The following is a 16,397-nucleotide window of genomic DNA, read 5'->3' on the forward strand; positions in this document are numbered from 1 at the left end:
TCACGTCAGGGGCGCGGTTGCGGGCAGGGTGGGGGCGGCCGGCAAGGTGAGGGCCGAATGAGCCGGTCGGCCCTTCCCGGAGGGCATGGCGCTGAGATTGCGCAGCATGTCGTTGCGCTGTTCCAGGGCCCGAGCGGTGGTGGGAAAGAGGCCGGCACCGCTCTCGCCGACCTGGTCCTGATTCATGGTCACGAACTCACGCGTGGTGCGTTCGTACCTGGCGAAACCTGCGGCGTGATCCCGCTCGGCCAGGGAAGCGGCGAGCATGTACGCACCGACGAGCGCGAGGCTGGAACCCTGCCCCGTGAGGAATGAAGGCGCGTACGCGGCGTCGCCCACCAGCGCGACCCTGCCACTGGACCAGCGCGGCATACGGATCTGGCTGACTCCGTCGAAGAACAGGTCGTCCGCGTCGCGCAGGGCGGCCAGCATGCCCGGTACCTCCCATCCGGCGTCGGCGAAGGCCGACGTGACGAGGGCTCGTTGGGCTTCCGGGTGCCGGTGCCGAAAGGCTTCGACCGGCGGTTCCGGGTGGGCGAAGTTCAGGAAGGCGTGCACTTCGTCGTCGTCCCCCGCGGCGTAGAGTGCCGCGGCCCTGCCCGGCGTGTTCCACATCGTGATCTCGCGGGAGAGCCCGAAGGTGTTGCGCATGGTGAAGACGGCGAAGCAGTAGCCGAGGTACCGGTGGAACTGCTGTTCCGGGCCGAACAGCAACGCGCGGGTATGCGAGTGCAGACCGTCCGCACCGAGCACCATGTCAAACGTACGACTGTCGCCCCCGCGGAAGGTGACGTCGACTCCTTGGCCGGACGGCTGGTCGAGGGTGTCGATGGAGTCGTTGAACAGGAACTCCACGTCGTTTCGGACCGCGGTGCAGAGCGCGTCGGTCAGGTCGCCGCGCCGCACTTCCACGTCCTGTCCCGCGACACCGCCGGTGACGGCGTGCGGGTTGACCCTGGCCACCTCGCCGCCGTCCCCGTCAAGGAAAGTCACCCGGCGCAGGTCGATGTGTGCGTCCTGCAGTTGCGGCAGGATGCCCATCCTTCGGACGACCTCAAGTGCGGTGCCACGCACGTCGATGGGATATCCACCGCCACGTAAGGTGCTCGCCTTCTCGACCACCGTGACCGCGAATCCGTAGCGGTTGAGCCAGTACGCGAGGGCCGGTCCCGCGACGCTGGCCCCGGATATCAGGACTCGGCACATCGGCGTGATGCGGCTGCCTCTCGACAGGTCGGTACGGGTCATTCCTTGACTCCTTTGCTCATGCTACGGGCGACAAGCAGGGACAGTGCCGTGACGGCACCGGCTACGAGGAAGCCGGCGACAAAGGCCGATTCGGCCGGGACCTTCGTACCGGAAGGGGTCCCAGCGGTGAGGATGGCACCGCTGAGCTGCACACCCACCGCGTAACCGAGTACGCGCTTCACCAGGACCAGGCTGGTGGCGATACCGGTGTCGTTGCGATCGACGGATGTGGCGGTGCTGGTCACCATCGCTGTAACGCACAGACCGTTGGCAAGCGCGATCATCATCTTCCCGATGACGAGGTGCCAGGTCTCGGTGTGCACGGCTGCCAGGGTGAGCAGGGCGGCGGCCATGACGACGATTCCGGCGATGACCACGGCACGCGGACCAAAACGCCGCACCCCGATCCCGCTGACCGGCCCGGCCAGCGACGCGGCCACGGCGCCGGGCAGCAGGAAGAAGCCGATCTCGGTGGCGCCGGCCCCGAACCCGTACTCACGGGCCGGCACCGCGAACAGCTGCGGGACGAGATGGACCGCCACCGAGGTACCGACGCAGATCACGAACGTCAGCACACAGGCCTTCCACACCGCAGGCTGTGCCAGCATGCGCAGATCGACCATCGGCGAGGCCGCACGACGCTCGACGGCTGTCCACCCGGTCACGAAGGCGGCCAGGACCACGACGAGGGCGCCGAGTACGAGTGGCCGGGAGCCGATTCCGGGTGCCAGTGCGAGCGCCAGCATGAGTGTGGACAGCGTGCCGCTCAGGAGAACCAGCCCGGGCCAGTCGACCCTGGCGCTGCCTGGCCGGCCCGGCGGATCGTGCGGCATCAGCCGGTGCACCAGCGTGGTGGACCCGATGACCGCGAGCGTCGGCAGGGCGAACATCCAGTGCCGGGACAGCCCTTCCGCCACCGGCCCGGCCGACAGCGTTCCCGCCGTCCCACCCCCCACGAACAACCCGCTGACCACTCCGATGGCCACCTTCGACTCGCCCGCGGGGAGGTGAGCGCGTACCAGGATGAACGACAGGGGCAGCGCGCCCACCATCGCTCCTTGGAGTACCTGCCCGAGCAGCAGTACCGGCAGGTTCGGCGCCAGGGCGGACACCAGCCCGCCGGCCGAGACCACCGCCATCAGCCGGATCAGCACCCGCTTTCCGCCGTAGCGGTCGCCGAACTTGCCTGCGACCGGCGTGACGAGCGCGCCGGTGACGAGGAGCGTGATGCTGAGTAACGCTCCTTCGGCTGGATCCATGTCCAGCTCGCGTTGCAGGAGCGGGAGCGTCGGTGTCACCACCGATTCCAAGGCACCGGTGGCGACTGCCAGAGTGCCGAGGGCCCCTACAGCGGCTTTTCCGATGCGGGCTGGAGGAGCGAGAGTTGCGGTCATGGTCGTCCTCTCCGTCATTGCCTGGCGAGTAGGAGGGCGTACGCGTGGTGCTGTTGCCTCGCGGGGGTCGGCGTGCGGTGCTGTCGCTTTGCGGGGCCGGGATGTGGTGTTGCTGCCTTGTGGGGCTGGTGCTGACGCGGTGGCCTTGCATGCGGGGCGTGATGTGCGTGGGTACGGGCACGTGCAGGGGCGCGGTCATGGGCACGGTGTTGGGGATGCCTGGCGCTTGGCGTTTGGCATGCCTGGCCCTTGGTGCTCGGTACTTGGCGCTTGGTGGACGGGCCGAGGTCGTCCCGCGAGGTGAATCAAGGAAGCGGAAGGCGGAATGCGGTATCCGAGTCGGCGCACGCACGGCTTCGCCGGGCGGTGCGGGTGTACGGATGCGGCACCCGCCGAGCCATTATTACACTACACCGTGCAGTGTAGGCCAGTTACGATGTGCCCATGCCGACCACGAAGACCCTGCGCGAGGGGTCCACGCCGAAGCGGGCCGCCATCCTCTCGGCGGCCCGGGACCTGTTCCTCGCCGACGGCTTCGACCGGTCCAGCGTCGATGCGGTCGCCGCCCGGGCCGAGGTGTCCAAGCGGACGGTCTACGACTACTTCGGCGACAAACAGACACTGCTGCGAGCCGTCGTCGACGCCGTCGGCCAGTCACTGATCACCACGATCCGGCGCACCCTCGACGACACCCTCACCGACCTCACCGAGACCGCCGGCCTTGAGGACGCCCTGGTCACGTTCTCGATGCGCATCTCGACCGACATGCTCGGCTCGGCGGAGTACGCGACACTGCAACGGCTGGTCCGGGCGGAATCCGGTCATCTGCCACACCGGGGTTACAACTCCATGGCCGACACCCCCGACGAGGCGCTCGCCGAGCGGTTCGCCGCCCTCGCCGCGGCCGGGCTGCTCGACGTCCCCGACCCCCGGCTCGCCGCCGACCAGTTCATCGCGCTGACCTTCGGCGTCGCGCTGGACAGGCTCGGCTCCGCGAACGCCGCGGAGGACACCCGCGTCCGGCCACTCGTCGTCGAGGGAGTGCGGACCTTTCTCCGGGCGTATCGAACCGTGTAACCGTGCAGGGATAGGGCTGCCGCTCAGGGGCGCCGTCGCCACATCCCGGCCCCGGCCGCCAAACCGCACGCAACGCGGGTCAACTCCCCCGCATCGGCCGCAGCCTCTCGGCGCTCCGTGGGCAACGTCCCCGCTCCGCGTCGTCCGGTGCCCGCGGAAAGGCCCGGGCGGCGGCCCACCCCGTCTGGTAAAAGAAGCCGTGACTACTTCTGCCCCGGCCGGCACCACCACAGACTCCGGCATACCCGACCCCGCCCCCGCAGCCCAACGCCGCATCCTGCGTGTCCTGGTCGCCTCCCAGATCCTCAGCGGCGCAGGGCTCGCCGCCGGCGTCTCCGTCGGCGCGCTGCTCGCCCAGGACATGCTCGGCACCACCACCCTCGCCGGTCTGCCCAGCGCCCTGTTCACCGCCGGATCGGCACTGGCCGCCGTCGCCGTCGGCCGTATCTCCCAGGCCCGTGGCCGCCGCCCCGGACTCGCCACCGGCTACCTCACCGGCGCCCTCGGCAGTGCCGGCGTCATCGCCGCCGCCGTCCTGGACAACCCTGTCCTGCTGTTCATCGCCCTGTTCATCTACGGCGCAGGCAGCGCCACCAACCTTCAGGCCCGTTACGCCGGGGCCGACCTCGCCGCCCCCGACCACCGCGGACGCGCCGTCTCCACCGTCCTGGTCGCCACCACCCTCGGCGGCGTCGTCGGCCCCAACCTCACCTCGCCCACCGATGCCCTCGCCGACAGCCTCGGCATCCCCCACCTCGCCGGACTCTTCCTCCTCTCCGGTGCCTCCTACGCCCTGGCCGCCCTCGTCCTGGCCCTCTGGCTGCGTCCCGACCCGCTCCTCCTGGCCCGCACCCACGCGGCCCACGAGGCGACCAGTACCGCCCCCGGCAGTGGCACGTCGCCAACCCAGGAACAGACCACCGCGCAGGCCCGCAAGGGCGTGGTCCTGGGGGCCCTGGTGATGGTCCTCACTCAGCTCGTCATGGTCGCGATCATGACGATGACCCCCGTCCACATGCACGACCACGGCCACTCCACCGCCGCCTCCGGTCTGGTCATCGGCGTTCACATCGGTGCCATGTACCTGCCCTCCCCGCTGACCGGCTGGCTCGCCGACCGCTACGGCCGTATGAAGACCGCCGCCGCTTCCGGCGTCATCCTCCTGGCCGCGGGCATCCTCGCCGCAGCCGCTCCGGCAGACTCCGTGTTCCTGCTCGCCCTGGCCCTGGCGCTGCTCGGACTGGGCTGGAACTTCGGTCTCGTATCCGGCACCGCGATCATCACCGACACCGTGCCGCTGGCCACCCGCGCCAAGACGCAAGGGCTGGTCGACGTCTCCATCGCCGTCGCCGGCGCCGCCGGCGGCATGGCCTCCGGCGTCATGGTCGCCGCCACCAGCTACCCCGTCCTCGCCCTCGTCGGCGGCATCCTGTCCCTCGCCCTCCTGCCTGCCGTCGCCGCCACCGCCTACCGCCGTTGACCCACGACCCACCACACCACCACGACCCACCACACCACACCACTGCCTGCCCGATCCGATGCGCTATTGCACCTCCCTACCTGATGGAGTGCAACGGGGAAGGCCCCACCATGCCCGCTATACCCGCACCTGGCAGACACAGCCTGCCGGCCGCCGCGACAGCCACCGCCGCGGCGCCGTATCTCGCGGTCTCACCGCGCAGACCGCGTGCGCCGCCCCGGCCGCCGCGAGCAAGGGCAACTGCCCGCCCAACACCGCCTTGTACCGCCCCAAATCCCTCGCGTCCACCCCGGCCGAAGGCCCGGCCCACGACTACTGGATGTCCCCCCTACGCCTCCTCCCACTCCGACTCCGATTCCTCCGGACGGTGCTCGGCACTCGACAGGCGAGGCGTTCCGGACGTTCGCTCCCTCTCCGCGGCTTCCTCCGTCTGCTCCAGGATCCGGCCGCGGAACTCGTACCCCGGGGTGCCGCGGCGGCCGCCACCTGCTGGAACGCGGGACCGGTCAGCCAGTCAGGCGCCCACCACCGGAACATCTCGCAGTGCGAGCCGGACGCCACAACACGGTAGCCGTACTCCGCGCCGAATGTGGCGTTGGCCGCGTCGAACGCCATCTCACAGGCACCGCAGGCCTTCTTGACGCCGCCCATCGACGCGTCCTTGATCTGGCCTTCGCCCAGCGGCCACGGATTCTTCCGCCAGTACGCGATCTGCTCGCCGAGCAGCGTCATCTCACCGTGTACGGAAGCCTCTTTCTTGTCGTGCGCGGGGCCGCCGTTCCAGGGGCCCCGGGACGAGCGCAGTGCCTCCGTGGTGCCCCTGAGATCCGCATCGTCCCTGTGCGCCGCCTCGTAGTCCCCGGAGCGCGCCGCCCGCAGCTTGAGCTGGTCCTTGCGGCGGCGCGGGTCGTCCGGCAGCGGCGCGGCCGGGTCCATCGCGGCGTCCACCGAAGCGAGCCCGTCGTTCTGTTTCTCCTCGGACAGCTTCTTCTGTCCCGTGTTGGAGGAGTAGCGCAGCCCTTCGCCCGGGACGTGCGTGACCGCCACATGCGGCGTCTTCCGAGCGTTCGGTGCGTGCGCCTCCCGCGCCAGCCGGTCCTGCATCCGCAGATTCGCCGTCCTGGTGCCCTGCGCGCTCGGCTTCACCTGCCGATAACGCGCGCGGCCCGTCGTACTCCTTGCGCTCCTTTTGCTCCCTGTCGTCCGCCGCCCGCTGAACGTGCGGCGCCTCGGCCCCGGCCGCCGCCTGCGGTCCGGGGGCCGTCTCGACCACCGGCGGGGCCTGCGCCATCACCCGGGCCGCGTTCTCCTCGGCCTCGCGTTCGAAACGGTCACCGGGGTCCGAGACCCGCAGGCCCGTGCCGTTGTCGGTGCCCGCCACCGGGCCCTGCCGCTGCTGGATCACATGCGTCAGTTCGTGCGCCAGGGTGTGCTTGTCGCCGCCGCCCTCACCGAGGACGACGTGGTTGCCCGAGGTGTACGCGCGCGCCCCGATCTCCCCGGCCGAACGCCGCGCCGCTGCGTCCCGGTGCACCCGTACATCGGAGAAGTCGGCGCCGGGCCTCGCCTCCATCTCCTGCCGCAGCGGGCTCTCCAGCGGACTGCCCGCCCCTCGCAGCACCTCGTGGACGGCCGACCGCTGCACCGGGTGGCCCTGCCGTACCGCATCCTGGCGCACGGAACTCTGCCGTACGGGGCCCTGCCGTACCGCATCCTGCTGCATCGCGTCCTGAGGCCTCTCCGGGTGGCCGCACCCGGGACCGTGCGCGTGACGCTCCTGTTCCATCGCACGGAGTACGGCGGCGTTGCCCACGGCACGCTGCAACGCGAGCAGCGCCGCGGCCCCGGAGCCGGTGGCGGCCGGCGTGCCGGGTACCGGCCCGGCACTCTGCGGACGCCGGGCCGGTACCCGCCGTCGGCCGCTCCGGCTCGTGTGCGTGCATGACGTTCCCTCATTCCGTACGACTCGCCGCCTCCGCCGGGCACGGTGTCACCCCTGGCGCCCGGCGGGAAGGGCCGGAAGGGCAGCCCCGAAGGCAACGTCTCCGGACGTCGCTCGGACAGCATTCGGACGTCATCTGAGTACACGAGTGGGGCCCCCGACCGTCATCGGAGGCCCACTCGGTCTCTACCTCTGCCGGCTGTTCACGCCCGACGCAGCGCGGAGCGGCCCGCGAAACGCGCCGACGCGCCCAGTTCCTCCTCGATACGGATCAGCTGGTTGTACTTCGCCGTGCGGTCGGAGCGGGAGAGCGAGCCGGTCTTGATCTGACCGCAGCCGGTCGCCACCGCCAGATCCGCGATGGTGGTGTCCTCCGTCTCGCCCGAGCGGTGCGACATGACCGCCGTCCAGCCTGCCTGGTGGGCCGTGGCCACCGCGGACAGCGCCTCGGTCAGGGTTCCGATCTGATTGACCTTGACGAGGATCGAGTTGCCTGCGCCGGTACGGATACCCTCGCGCAGCAGCGTCTCGTTGGTGCAGAACACGTCGTCGCCGGTGAGCTGGCAGCGGTCGCCAACGCGGGCGGTCAGCTCGCGCCAGCCGTCCAGGTCGTTCTCCGCCATCGGGTCCTCGATGGAGACCACCGGGTAGGCGTCGACGAGCTTGGCCAGGTAGTCGGCCTGCTCGGCGGGGGTACGGCGCACTCCCTCGCCCGCGTAGTCGTACACCCCGTCGCGGAAGAACTCCGACGATGCCGGGTCCATCATCAGGCCGATGTCCGTGCCGGGGCGGTAGCCGGTGCGCTCGATGGCGGCCATCACGAAGTCGAGCGCCTCCTCGGCGGTACGCAGCGCGGGCGCGAAGCCACCCTCGTCGCCGACGCCCGTGGAGTGCCCGGCGGCCAGCAGATCGCGGCGCAGGGTGTGGAAGATCTCGCTGCCCATGCGGACGGCTTCGGCGAAGGTGTCCGCGCCCACCGGCGCGATCATGAACTCCTGGAAGTCCAGCGGGTTGTCGGCGTGGGCGCCGCCGTTGACGATGTTCATCATCGGCAGCGGCAGGAGGCGGGCGTCGGCGCCGCCGAGGTAACGGTAGAGGGGCTGGCGGTGGGCCGCCGCGGCGGCCTTGGCGGTGGCGAGGGAGACGCCGAGGATCGCGTTGGCGCCGAGCCGGGACTTCGTGTTGGTGCCGTCGAGGGCGACCAGTGCGGCGTCGAGGCCCGCCTGGTCCGCCGCGTCCCGGCCCTGTACGGACACCGCGATCTCCCCGTTGACGTGGGCCACCGCGCGGTCGACGCCCTTACCGTGCCAGCGCGCGGCGTCTCCGTCGCGCAGTTCCACGGCTTCCCGGGCGCCGGTGGAGGCACCGGAGGGGACGGCCGCGCGCCCCAGTGACCCGTCCGCCAGGAGGACGTCGACCTCGACCGTGGGGTTGCCCCGGCTGTCGATGATCCGGCGGGCGGTGACCTTCTCGATGGTGGCGTTGACCGATCCGGCTGCTGTCGCGGACATGGGAGGTCCTTCCCGTTGTCGTGTGCCGTGGCCCCGGCTGCGACAACGCTGGCGCTGAGCCCGACGAGTCCAAACCCTACAGCAAGGCTGTGCAGTTTCGCTGCTCAGTTCTGCTGCTCAGTTCTGCTGCTCAGTTTTACTGTGCAGCTTAGCTGTGCAGTACTGCTGCACAGTGTCCCTGCACAGCGCTCCTGTGCAGGTCAGGTGCGCAGCTTTGCTGGCCAACGGGGTAAAGTGCCCTATGCCCACCCCGGAAGCCGCCGCCGTCGCCGCCGAACTCCGTACCGCGATGAGCAAGCTCACCCGACGCGTCAAACACGAGGACCGCATCCCCGTGGGGCAGATCGCCGTGCTGGGCGCACTCGACCGCCACGGCGCCATGACCACCAGTGACCTCGCCGTCGACCAGCGCGTACGCCCCCAGTCGATGGCCCGGGCGGTCGGGCTGCTCATGGAACAGAACCTGATCACTCGCCGGGCGCACCCCACGGACGGACGCAAGTCACTGGTCGAGCTGTCGGACGAGGGCCGGGCCGCACTCGAAGCGGAGCGCGGCCGCAGGGCGGGTTGGCTCGCGCAGGCCATCGAGGCCGAACTCACCGACGAGGAGCGGGCGTTGCTGGCGCGCAGCGCATCCCTGCTGGAGCGCCTCGCCACACGCTAGACAAGTCATTCCCATGTGATCGGCGGCCGCGGGCCAGGCAACGCCGGCGCGGCGCGCCGCAGGCTCCCGAGTGTGTGCGCGAAGAGGGTGGCGACTCTCGGCCATACCCGTACGTACCTCCTCACGACAACCGTCGCATGACCTACGGTGCCGCCCCAGGCGTTCCCCGGAAGCCCACGGGCAGCATGCCTCACTCGGCAGCCACCGGACGCATATGACTCCGCGTGCGCGCGCGTTTTTCGCATCTCGATCCAAGCCGTTCGATCCTCACGCCCCAGGACGCGGCCGCGTTCCCGCTGCTGCAACCCGGCCGCGTGCCCGCCGGCCATCTCGTACTCCTCGGTGACAACCGGGAATCCAGTCTCGATTCCCGGCGGGTGGGCTACTTCCCCACCACCCGCGTGCTCGGGATCGCACTCCTCGCCCGGCATCCCACTGGTACGTTGACTCACGCTCCGCCGGAGAAAGCTGTTTCCCCAAATCGGTAGCGCGGCTCCCGACTGCGGCACCTCCGCCGAAATCCGTCAACCTCCGTCGTGCCCACCTTTCCTACCTCTCGACCCCTTGGCCAGGAAAACGGTGCGCATCGACGGGAGGAACTTCCTGCTCCCGTTACCGGAATTGGCGGACGCGGCAGGGCCGCTGCGAGTTTCCTCGGCGGCGACGAGAGCGTACGCGCGAGCGAGGTCGTTCAGCGCCTTGCAGGACCGGCCCCTGCCCTTTTTGGCCTTACTGATGGCAGTGGCCTCGCCGGCGATGGCCTTGAGCAGTTTCTTGCGGGCCCTGACTGCGGGCGCCTGAGGGTCGGCAGTCAGCACAAGGCCCGCTTCGACCGTCTCGGGTGGACGCTCGGCCCCCACGGTCTCGTCGGCCTGTTCCGTGAGCGTCTTGTCCTTGGAGCCGGACTTCTTCTTGGTCATACTGGTTCCTCGTCTTTTCACCTGGCGATGCTCCGCTCGCCCATTCAGCATGCGACGCCGAGAGAGAAGCGTGCGTCGGTAACGGGGAGAAATACGCGGCGATCCGGACGGTCACGGTCACCTCGCCGCTCACCGGTCCACGGCTCGGACGCGCTCTCCGTACCTGAGAATTCGCTGACGTCACCCTCAGTTTCCCCAAGGAGAGGGCCGCCTATGCATCCTTGCGCATACCGACCCCGCCCGGAACAAGCGCCGACGGCACACATAGGGGAAGGGCGAGGGCAAGGCTCGGGCAAGGGAGTTCCGCCGGAGGCGCGCCTCTCGGGTCGGCCCGCGCCCCTGGAGCAATCCGAACAACGCACCTAAGAATTCTTGTTTGAATCGCCATTCCGCCGGAGCCCGTGGCGCGTACGCTGAAGAGCCCCGCCCTCGGAGCGTGCCAGCAGGCGCAGAATGCCCAGCCCGACGAGGCCGAGGACCACGCCCTCAGGGGCGTTGAAGACCAGGATGCCGATCATGACGGGTATCGGAGGCGGCCGGGCGCTGTCCATGAAGAGGTGCAGCATCAGGTTCAGCACCAGCGCGAAGACACCGTAAGTCACCCCGGTCAGCGTCAGCACCTCACCGGCTTCTCGACGCGCAGGAGTACGGCCGCGGACAGCCACACCACCGCGATCAGCACGGTGAACAGCACCGCCCCGACGCGTCGATACCGGCGAGCGGCAGCCCCAGCAACACCAGCGTGCCCGGCAGCCCCGCAGGGCTCAGCAACATGTCGGAGAGGCCGGTCGCGAGATGCCGCAGCGCCCACCAGGCGACCGGCTGGGCCAGCATGACACCACAGATCAGCAGCGCGGTGCGCCGCCCCTGGGACAGCCCCAGTTCGGCCTGGTACTCGGGAGCGATGACCGACACCGGGCCGAAGCCCCCGACGACATGGCGCTCCGCGCTCGTCCGGTCCTGCCCCTTCGCCTCGTACGCGTCTGCGGCATCGGTCAGCCCGTCCCGTACCTCGGTCAGCAGATCGGCTTTGACCGCACGCGGTCCGGTCAGAGCCTTGTCGAGTTCCGCGACATAGTGGTCGATCACGCGTCCCCCCGTGTCCGCCTTCTCGCCGGCGTCCTGCACCGGCCAGTACAGGGAGCGGAGTGCACGGCTGACGCACGAGAGGCCGCGACGACAGCTTCTCCCACGGCACGCCGATCCGGAAGAATCCGGCCGGTGAAGCGCTGTGTGCCTGCCTGCCGAACGGCAGACAGGCACACAGACGTACAGGCACACAGACAGGCAGACCGTGCGGAGGAGAGGGCCACACCGACCGGTGCCCCACTCCCCCGGAGGCTCAGCCCTACGACTCGCGCGGTCCCGACGCCGCCGACGACTGGGACTCCGAGGCGGTGACCGGCGGCATGAGGCCCTGTTCCACGGCCATCTCCTTGGCCACGCGCGGAGCGGTCCAAAGGGTCGGGAGCATGATGAAGCCGACCGGCACGGCCGTCACGACGATGAATGACTGCAACGCGGTGATGCCGCCGTCCCCGACGAGGATGAGCACGGCCGCGGCGGCCCCCATGAGCAGGGCCCAGAATGCGCGTACCGCACGGGTGGGTTCGCCGGTCTTCGTCCCGGCGGCGGCGATGCTGTACGACATCGAGTCGGTGGTGGTCACCACGAAGGTGATGGTCAGCAGGAGCAGCGCCACCGCGACGACTGCGCCCATCGGAAGCTGTTCGGCCATGGAGATGACCGCGGCGTCCATGCCGACGGCCTTGAGTGGGCCGGAGACGGATCCGGGGTTCTGCTGTTCTAGGTAGATGCCGGTGCCGCCGAAGACGGTGAACCAGAACATGGTGGCCAACGGCGGAATGATCGCGGTGGAGACGACGAGGTCACGCACCGTACGGCCCTTGGAGATGCGCGCCACGAAGATCGACATCAAGGGTCCGTAGCCCAGGAACCAGCCGAAGAAGAAGACCGTCCAGGAACCGAGCCACGCGTGGTCGCCCCGGTTGAGAGCCAGCGGCACGAAGTTCTTCGCGTACTGGCCGAGCCCGCCGAGGAAGGAGTCGAGCACGAAGCCGAGGGAGCCGAGCACGAGGAAGACTGCCATCAGGGCGACGGCGAGCCAGATGTTGGCCCTGCTGAAGAACTGGATGCCGCGGTCGATGCCACTGGCGACGGAGAGCACGGCGACGACGGTCAGCAGGACGATGACGCCGAGCTGGACGGGGTACCCACCGGAGATGCCGAACACCTCGGAGAGGCCGTAGGAGACCTGGAGCCCGAGGAAACCGATCGGCCCGACGGTTCCGGCCACCACGGCGATGACGCAGACGATGTCGACGGCGGCGCCCAGCCGGGAATGCCGGATGCGCTCACCGAACAACGGGTACAGCAGCGTCCTCGGACGCAGCGGCATACCACGCTCCTGGCCCCGGATCATCACGATCGAGGCGAGGGTTCCCAGGACGGCCCAGGCGAGGAAGCCCCAGTGCGCGAAGCTCTGGGAGAGCGCCGCGTCGACTGCCTGCCGGGTACCGCCCTCGACACCTTCGTAGAAGGGAGGTGTCTCGACGTAGTGCTGTACGGGCTCGCCCGCCGCGAAGAAGACTCCGCCGCCCGCGAGCAACGTCGACATGATCATCGCGACCCACTGGAACCTGCCGTACTCCGGGCGCGCCCCGGCGCCGCCGAGCCGTACCTTCCCGTACCGGGAGAATCCCAGCCACAGTGCGACACCGAACGTCGCGAGCAGCAGCACCTGCCACAGCGGACCGAACCAGCGCGCGACAAATGTGAAGACCGCGTTGACGGCGTCACCCGTGGCCGTCGGCGCGATCAGCGCGGCCAGGACGAAAGCGATGAGCAGCCCGCCACTGACGGCGAGCACCGGTATGTCGGTGCGTCCACGGTCTCCGGATGGCGGCGAGGCCACCGTATGGCACTCGTCGTCACCGTCCGTGGTCGGCTCGGCCCGGGTGGGGGCGGCCGCGCCGGTGGTGGTTGGGGCGTGAGGAGTCGGCATGAGGTTCCTAGCTGGCGGGATCATTCGCGCACACGGGGGCATGACGCACCGCAAGGACGCACGCGCTCGCGAGACGCAGGACCGCTCGGTGCGCGGGTCAACAGGGAAGGCTGCTATCCATGAGGCGATGCGGTCAAATTCGGGAGAGTCGTCCCAAACCTGCCGATGCCTGCGTGACGTGCGATTTCGCCGTCGGAGGAGCGCTGCGGTTGACGAAGATCACTCTTGACTCGCGAGGCCCGACACGCGCCTCCACTCCGAAGCCTTCGTGACCGAGAGTACCGGGAGCGTCACCTCATTCGCGTACGGTCCGGCGCAGCGTCACCAGCGAACCCACACGCGGTCCGCACCCGGCACTGTCACCGGCCCAACGCGACAATGCGGCACGCCGCCCTACGCCTTACCCACCGCTGCCTTGGGCTCCACACTGCGAAAGGCCCGGACGGCGCCCGGATGCCACTGCCCCCGATGCAACGGCAGCACTTCAGCCGACCACCCCAGGCCCTGCGCCACGCCGACAGCGTGCTCCGCCCCCACTCCTCGGAAGAACCTCACGGGAAGAACGACCGACATTTCCCGCTGCTTCCCTTCCGAGGGATGGCCGACGTGGAGCGCCGGGTTGTTCTCCGCCTTCCGCAGGCGTCTCCGCAGTCTGTCATCCGCGTACGAACGCCAGACTTCAGGGTCACGTGACCATTCCGCCTTGAGCCGGGGCCAGCTCAGTAGTCCGCGAACGGGATTGAACCAGCTCTTGGGCGGATTCAGCCCCGCGGAAGCCAGCGCGGCCACCACGCCCAACGCCAGCGACGTCACAGCCCAGAGAGGGAGATACACCCACTGCGCGACGAATTGGACGAGCAGGCTCACCCGTCCCCGCCGACGACCGGCGTCCACGAATTCGGTCATCCGAACACATCCTGTTCTGTTCCGCGGCCCAGCTTGGAGTCGAGTAAGGCGCCCTGCCCCGATCCCCCAATTCCGAGTGGGTGTTCCACCATCGGCCATGCGCGGTCGTCCACCGTCAGAAAGGGCTCGTTCAGTACGGCCGCCGGGGTGGTACCGGTGAACTCCACGACATCCCGATGCGAATGGGACTGGTCGCAGTAGCCGCCGCCCGCCGCGACTCGGGCTGCGCCTTCACCCGTGACCAGACGGTGCACGGCCCGGTCGAAGCGGATCAGCTTCGCGGCGCTTTTCGGCGGAATACCGATGTGCGACGGGCCGGCGCCAAGCACCGCGCCGGCGACCGCCGGGGACAGACGCACCTGCACGCACACGGCGTTTCCGCCCCACGCCCGGAGCCCGCCGACTGAGCCCGCCCGGGGCCAGCGACGAGGCTTCCCCGTTGGAGCTGCCCCGCGCCGTCCTTCACGAGGGAAGGACTTGCCCCGAACTCCAGGATGAGCATCACGGCCGGGTGCGGAATCACCCGCAGACCTTCGACGGGCAGACCGGGGACCCGGAATCCGGCCATGTCGACCCCAGCCACCCGGCCGGGCCGCTGTGGGCGTGCGACGTCCCAGACAGCGGAATCGTCACATGCACTCGTGGTGGACCCCATTATCCGATGGTACGTGGGCCAGGACGGAACATTTGTCCAATCGACCGGTACGCACCGGAGCCGACAGTGGTCTCATGACTCTTCCCAATCACCTTCCCGCAAGCGGCGACGCCGGTGACGGCGCCGGCGAGGATTCGTTCCTGCGCCTGGGGCACGGCGATCTCCACGTGCGCCAGGACGGCCCTCACGATGCCCCGGCACTTCTGCTCCTTCATGGCTCCGCCGCCTCGCTCCGCTCGTGGGACGCGCTGGTTCCCCTGCTGGCCCCGCTCCACCGGGTCATCCGGATCGATCTGCCGGGGCACGGCCGTTCGCCCGAACCGTCCGGCGGCGATTACACGCTCCCCGAGCAGGGGCGCAGGATCGGTACGGCACTGGACAGGCTCGGCGTCCGGCACGCGATCGCCATCGGCCACTCCAGCGGTGGTTATGCCGCCGCCGCTCTCGCCGAGCAACGCCCTGAGCTGGTGACCGCACTCGTACTCATCGGCACCGGCCCCAGCATGAGCGCCTTCAGCGCACCGGAGCCCACCCCGTTCGATCCGGCGCAATGGCCACCGACCGACGATCAGATCCGCCAGTTCGCGAGCACCGGTTTCCGTGCGGGTTACGAAATTCCACACGTACTCGTCGACGAACTGCGCGCCATGAGCTACGGTGCGCTCGCCGCGGCAATGCAGGCGTCCACCACTTACCTGACCGAGCGGGCGTTCCCGGATCGGCTGGCGGCCCTCGGTAAACCGCTACAGGTACTGTTCGGCGACCAGGACCGCAGGTGGCGGCCTTCGTCCGCGGTCGACTACCGGGTCGTCCCCGGCGCAGAAGTCGAGTTGCTGCCCGGCTGCGGCCACACGCCCATTCTGGAGGAACCAGTACGCACTGCGGCGCTTCTCCTGCCGTTCACTAAGCCCCACACCAGCCGACCAGGTGGGGCCACTTGATGATTCCAATACTGGTTTCACGGGAGCATGATGACTTCCGGTGGGGCTGGGCCGGGCGCGGCAGCGTCATGAAGGCGCTCCCGCTTTGACGACGACGAGCCCCGCCGGCACCACGGAGTCCCCGACCATGACATCTGCTCTGCCTGCGGCTCGCAGGCCGGTCTCAACGACTCCATTCTGGACGGCGTGCGGATGCTGCGCGGATACTGGGTGGGTCAGGGGGCTCCTTGGCTCACTCCGGCGGACAAGCCGGAAAACTGGGATCGTGGGTTTCTACGCGGAGCGGGGCGACTCGTCATTCCCCCTCTCCCACGGGAAGGGGCAGGAACGAATGTCCGGCTATAGCGTCCGGCCATAACGTCCGAGAGCGCCGTCAGTGCTTGTCTGCTTCGTCAGCGCCACTGCGGAGGAATGTTGGACAGCTGCGTCAGGATCTGGCGACCCAGGGAAGCTGGCCGACGGACGCACCGTGGATCCGCCGAGCAGTCGCGGACCGGCCCCGCCACCTGTTCGCCCCGCCGCGCCTGTGGGACTGGGCCCGGCACCGTCACCAGCGTGGAGTACGACCCGTACCTCGCCGCCGCGGCCCGAGCACGCCTCGCAGCACTGGGCAGCTCGGCTCCCCCTGCACCAA

At 69.5% G+C, this 16,397-nt stretch carries 14 protein-coding genes and 2 pseudogenes; 5 read left to right on the plus strand and 11 right to left on the minus strand.

Annotation, left to right across the window (positions count from 1 at the left end):
• Nucleotides 1-1,248: an FAD-dependent monooxygenase gene (locus ACEXOX_RS00930; RefSeq protein ID WP_406518503.1), complete on the minus strand. Its 1,248-nt coding sequence runs from the start codon at nucleotides 1,246-1,248 to the stop codon at nucleotides 1-3.
• The gene (locus tag ACEXOX_RS00935; protein WP_406518504.1) at nucleotides 1,245-2,642 is read right to left on the minus strand and encodes an MFS transporter; all 1,398 of its coding nucleotides are present in this window, start codon (nucleotides 2,640-2,642) and stop codon (nucleotides 1,245-1,247) included. The genes ACEXOX_RS00930 and ACEXOX_RS00935 overlap by 4 nt, the downstream gene beginning before the upstream one ends.
• Before the next feature lie 444 nt (nucleotides 2,643-3,086).
• Here ACEXOX_RS00935 and ACEXOX_RS00940 point away from each other — a divergent pair, with 444 nt between their 5' ends.
• Nucleotides 3,087-3,719: a TetR/AcrR family transcriptional regulator gene (locus tag ACEXOX_RS00940; protein ID WP_406518505.1), complete on the plus strand. Its 633-nt coding sequence runs from the start codon at nucleotides 3,087-3,089 to the stop codon at nucleotides 3,717-3,719.
• A 199-nt stretch (nucleotides 3,720-3,918) separates the two neighbouring features.
• Nucleotides 3,919-5,199, plus strand: a complete 1,281-nt coding sequence (locus tag ACEXOX_RS00945) for an MFS transporter (protein ID WP_406518507.1) — start codon at nucleotides 3,919-3,921, stop codon at nucleotides 5,197-5,199.
• A gap of 312 nt (nucleotides 5,200-5,511) precedes the next feature.
• Here ACEXOX_RS00945 and ACEXOX_RS00950 read toward each other — a convergent pair whose 3' ends face one another.
• The 3 genes and pseudogenes from ACEXOX_RS00950 to eno form a co-directional block, all read right to left on the minus strand.
• On the minus strand, nucleotides 5,512-6,345 hold the full coding sequence (locus ACEXOX_RS00950; RefSeq protein WP_406526679.1) for a hypothetical protein: 834 nt from the start codon (nucleotides 6,343-6,345) through the stop codon (nucleotides 5,512-5,514).
• 139 nt (nucleotides 6,346-6,484) lie between these two features.
• A pseudogene (locus ACEXOX_RS00955) lies at nucleotides 6,485-7,142 on the minus strand (DUF4157 domain-containing protein); the annotation flags it as partial.
• 202 nt (nucleotides 7,143-7,344) lie between these two features.
• Nucleotides 7,345-8,652: a phosphopyruvate hydratase gene (gene eno, locus ACEXOX_RS00960; RefSeq protein WP_406518508.1), complete on the minus strand. Its 1,308-nt coding sequence runs from the start codon at nucleotides 8,650-8,652 to the stop codon at nucleotides 7,345-7,347.
• Nucleotides 8,653-8,893: 241 nt separating this feature from the next.
• Between eno and ACEXOX_RS00965 the strand changes: the two genes are divergently transcribed.
• Together ACEXOX_RS00965 and ACEXOX_RS00970 are read left to right on the plus strand one after the other, a co-directional pair.
• Nucleotides 8,894-9,316: a MarR family winged helix-turn-helix transcriptional regulator gene (locus tag ACEXOX_RS00965; RefSeq protein ID WP_406518509.1), complete on the plus strand. Its 423-nt coding sequence runs from the start codon at nucleotides 8,894-8,896 to the stop codon at nucleotides 9,314-9,316.
• Between the two features lie 224 nt (nucleotides 9,317-9,540).
• Nucleotides 9,541-9,804: a S26 family signal peptidase gene (locus tag ACEXOX_RS00970; protein WP_406518510.1), complete on the plus strand. Its 264-nt coding sequence runs from the start codon at nucleotides 9,541-9,543 to the stop codon at nucleotides 9,802-9,804.
• A 36-nt stretch (nucleotides 9,805-9,840) separates the two neighbouring features.
• On the opposite strand, the gene ACEXOX_RS00975 is transcribed toward ACEXOX_RS00970, so the two are convergent.
• The 6 genes and pseudogenes from ACEXOX_RS00975 to ACEXOX_RS01000 form a co-directional block, all read right to left on the minus strand.
• Nucleotides 9,841-10,236: a hypothetical protein gene (locus ACEXOX_RS00975; RefSeq protein ID WP_406518511.1), complete on the minus strand. Its 396-nt coding sequence runs from the start codon at nucleotides 10,234-10,236 to the stop codon at nucleotides 9,841-9,843.
• A gap of 362 nt (nucleotides 10,237-10,598) precedes the next feature.
• Nucleotides 10,599-10,856, minus strand: coding sequence for a hypothetical protein (locus ACEXOX_RS00980; RefSeq protein ID WP_406518512.1), 258 nt, complete (start codon nucleotides 10,854-10,856; stop codon nucleotides 10,599-10,601).
• 55 nt (nucleotides 10,857-10,911) lie between these two features.
• A complete protein-coding gene (locus ACEXOX_RS00985) occupies nucleotides 10,912-11,325 on the minus strand; it encodes a permease prefix domain 1-containing protein (RefSeq protein WP_406518513.1) in 414 nt (137 codons plus the stop codon).
• A gap of 259 nt (nucleotides 11,326-11,584) precedes the next feature.
• The gene (locus tag ACEXOX_RS00990; protein ID WP_406518514.1) at nucleotides 11,585-13,261 is read right to left on the minus strand and encodes a BCCT family transporter; all 1,677 of its coding nucleotides are present in this window, start codon (nucleotides 13,259-13,261) and stop codon (nucleotides 11,585-11,587) included.
• Between the two features lie 393 nt (nucleotides 13,262-13,654).
• Nucleotides 13,655-14,167 carry a hypothetical protein gene (locus ACEXOX_RS00995; protein ID WP_406518515.1) on the minus strand — a complete coding sequence of 171 codons (513 nt, stop codon included), beginning with the start codon at nucleotides 14,165-14,167 and terminating at the stop codon, nucleotides 13,655-13,657.
• Nucleotides 14,164-14,735, minus strand: a pseudogene (locus tag ACEXOX_RS01000) (hypothetical protein). The gene ACEXOX_RS00995 and the pseudogene ACEXOX_RS01000 overlap by 4 nt, the downstream one beginning before the upstream one ends.
• Before the next feature lie 161 nt (nucleotides 14,736-14,896).
• Between ACEXOX_RS01000 and ACEXOX_RS01005 the strand changes: the two are divergent.
• Nucleotides 14,897-15,763 (plus strand): alpha/beta fold hydrolase, encoded by an 867-nt coding sequence (locus tag ACEXOX_RS01005; RefSeq protein ID WP_406526182.1) that lies wholly within the window; start codon nucleotides 14,897-14,899, stop codon nucleotides 15,761-15,763.
• The last annotated feature ends 634 nt before the right edge of the window (nucleotides 15,764-16,397 follow it).

The sequence above is a fragment of the Streptomyces sp. Ac-502 genome (assembly GCF_045222935.1).
Taxonomy (GTDB): domain Bacteria; phylum Actinomycetota; class Actinomycetes; order Streptomycetales; family Streptomycetaceae; genus Streptomyces; species Streptomyces monomycini.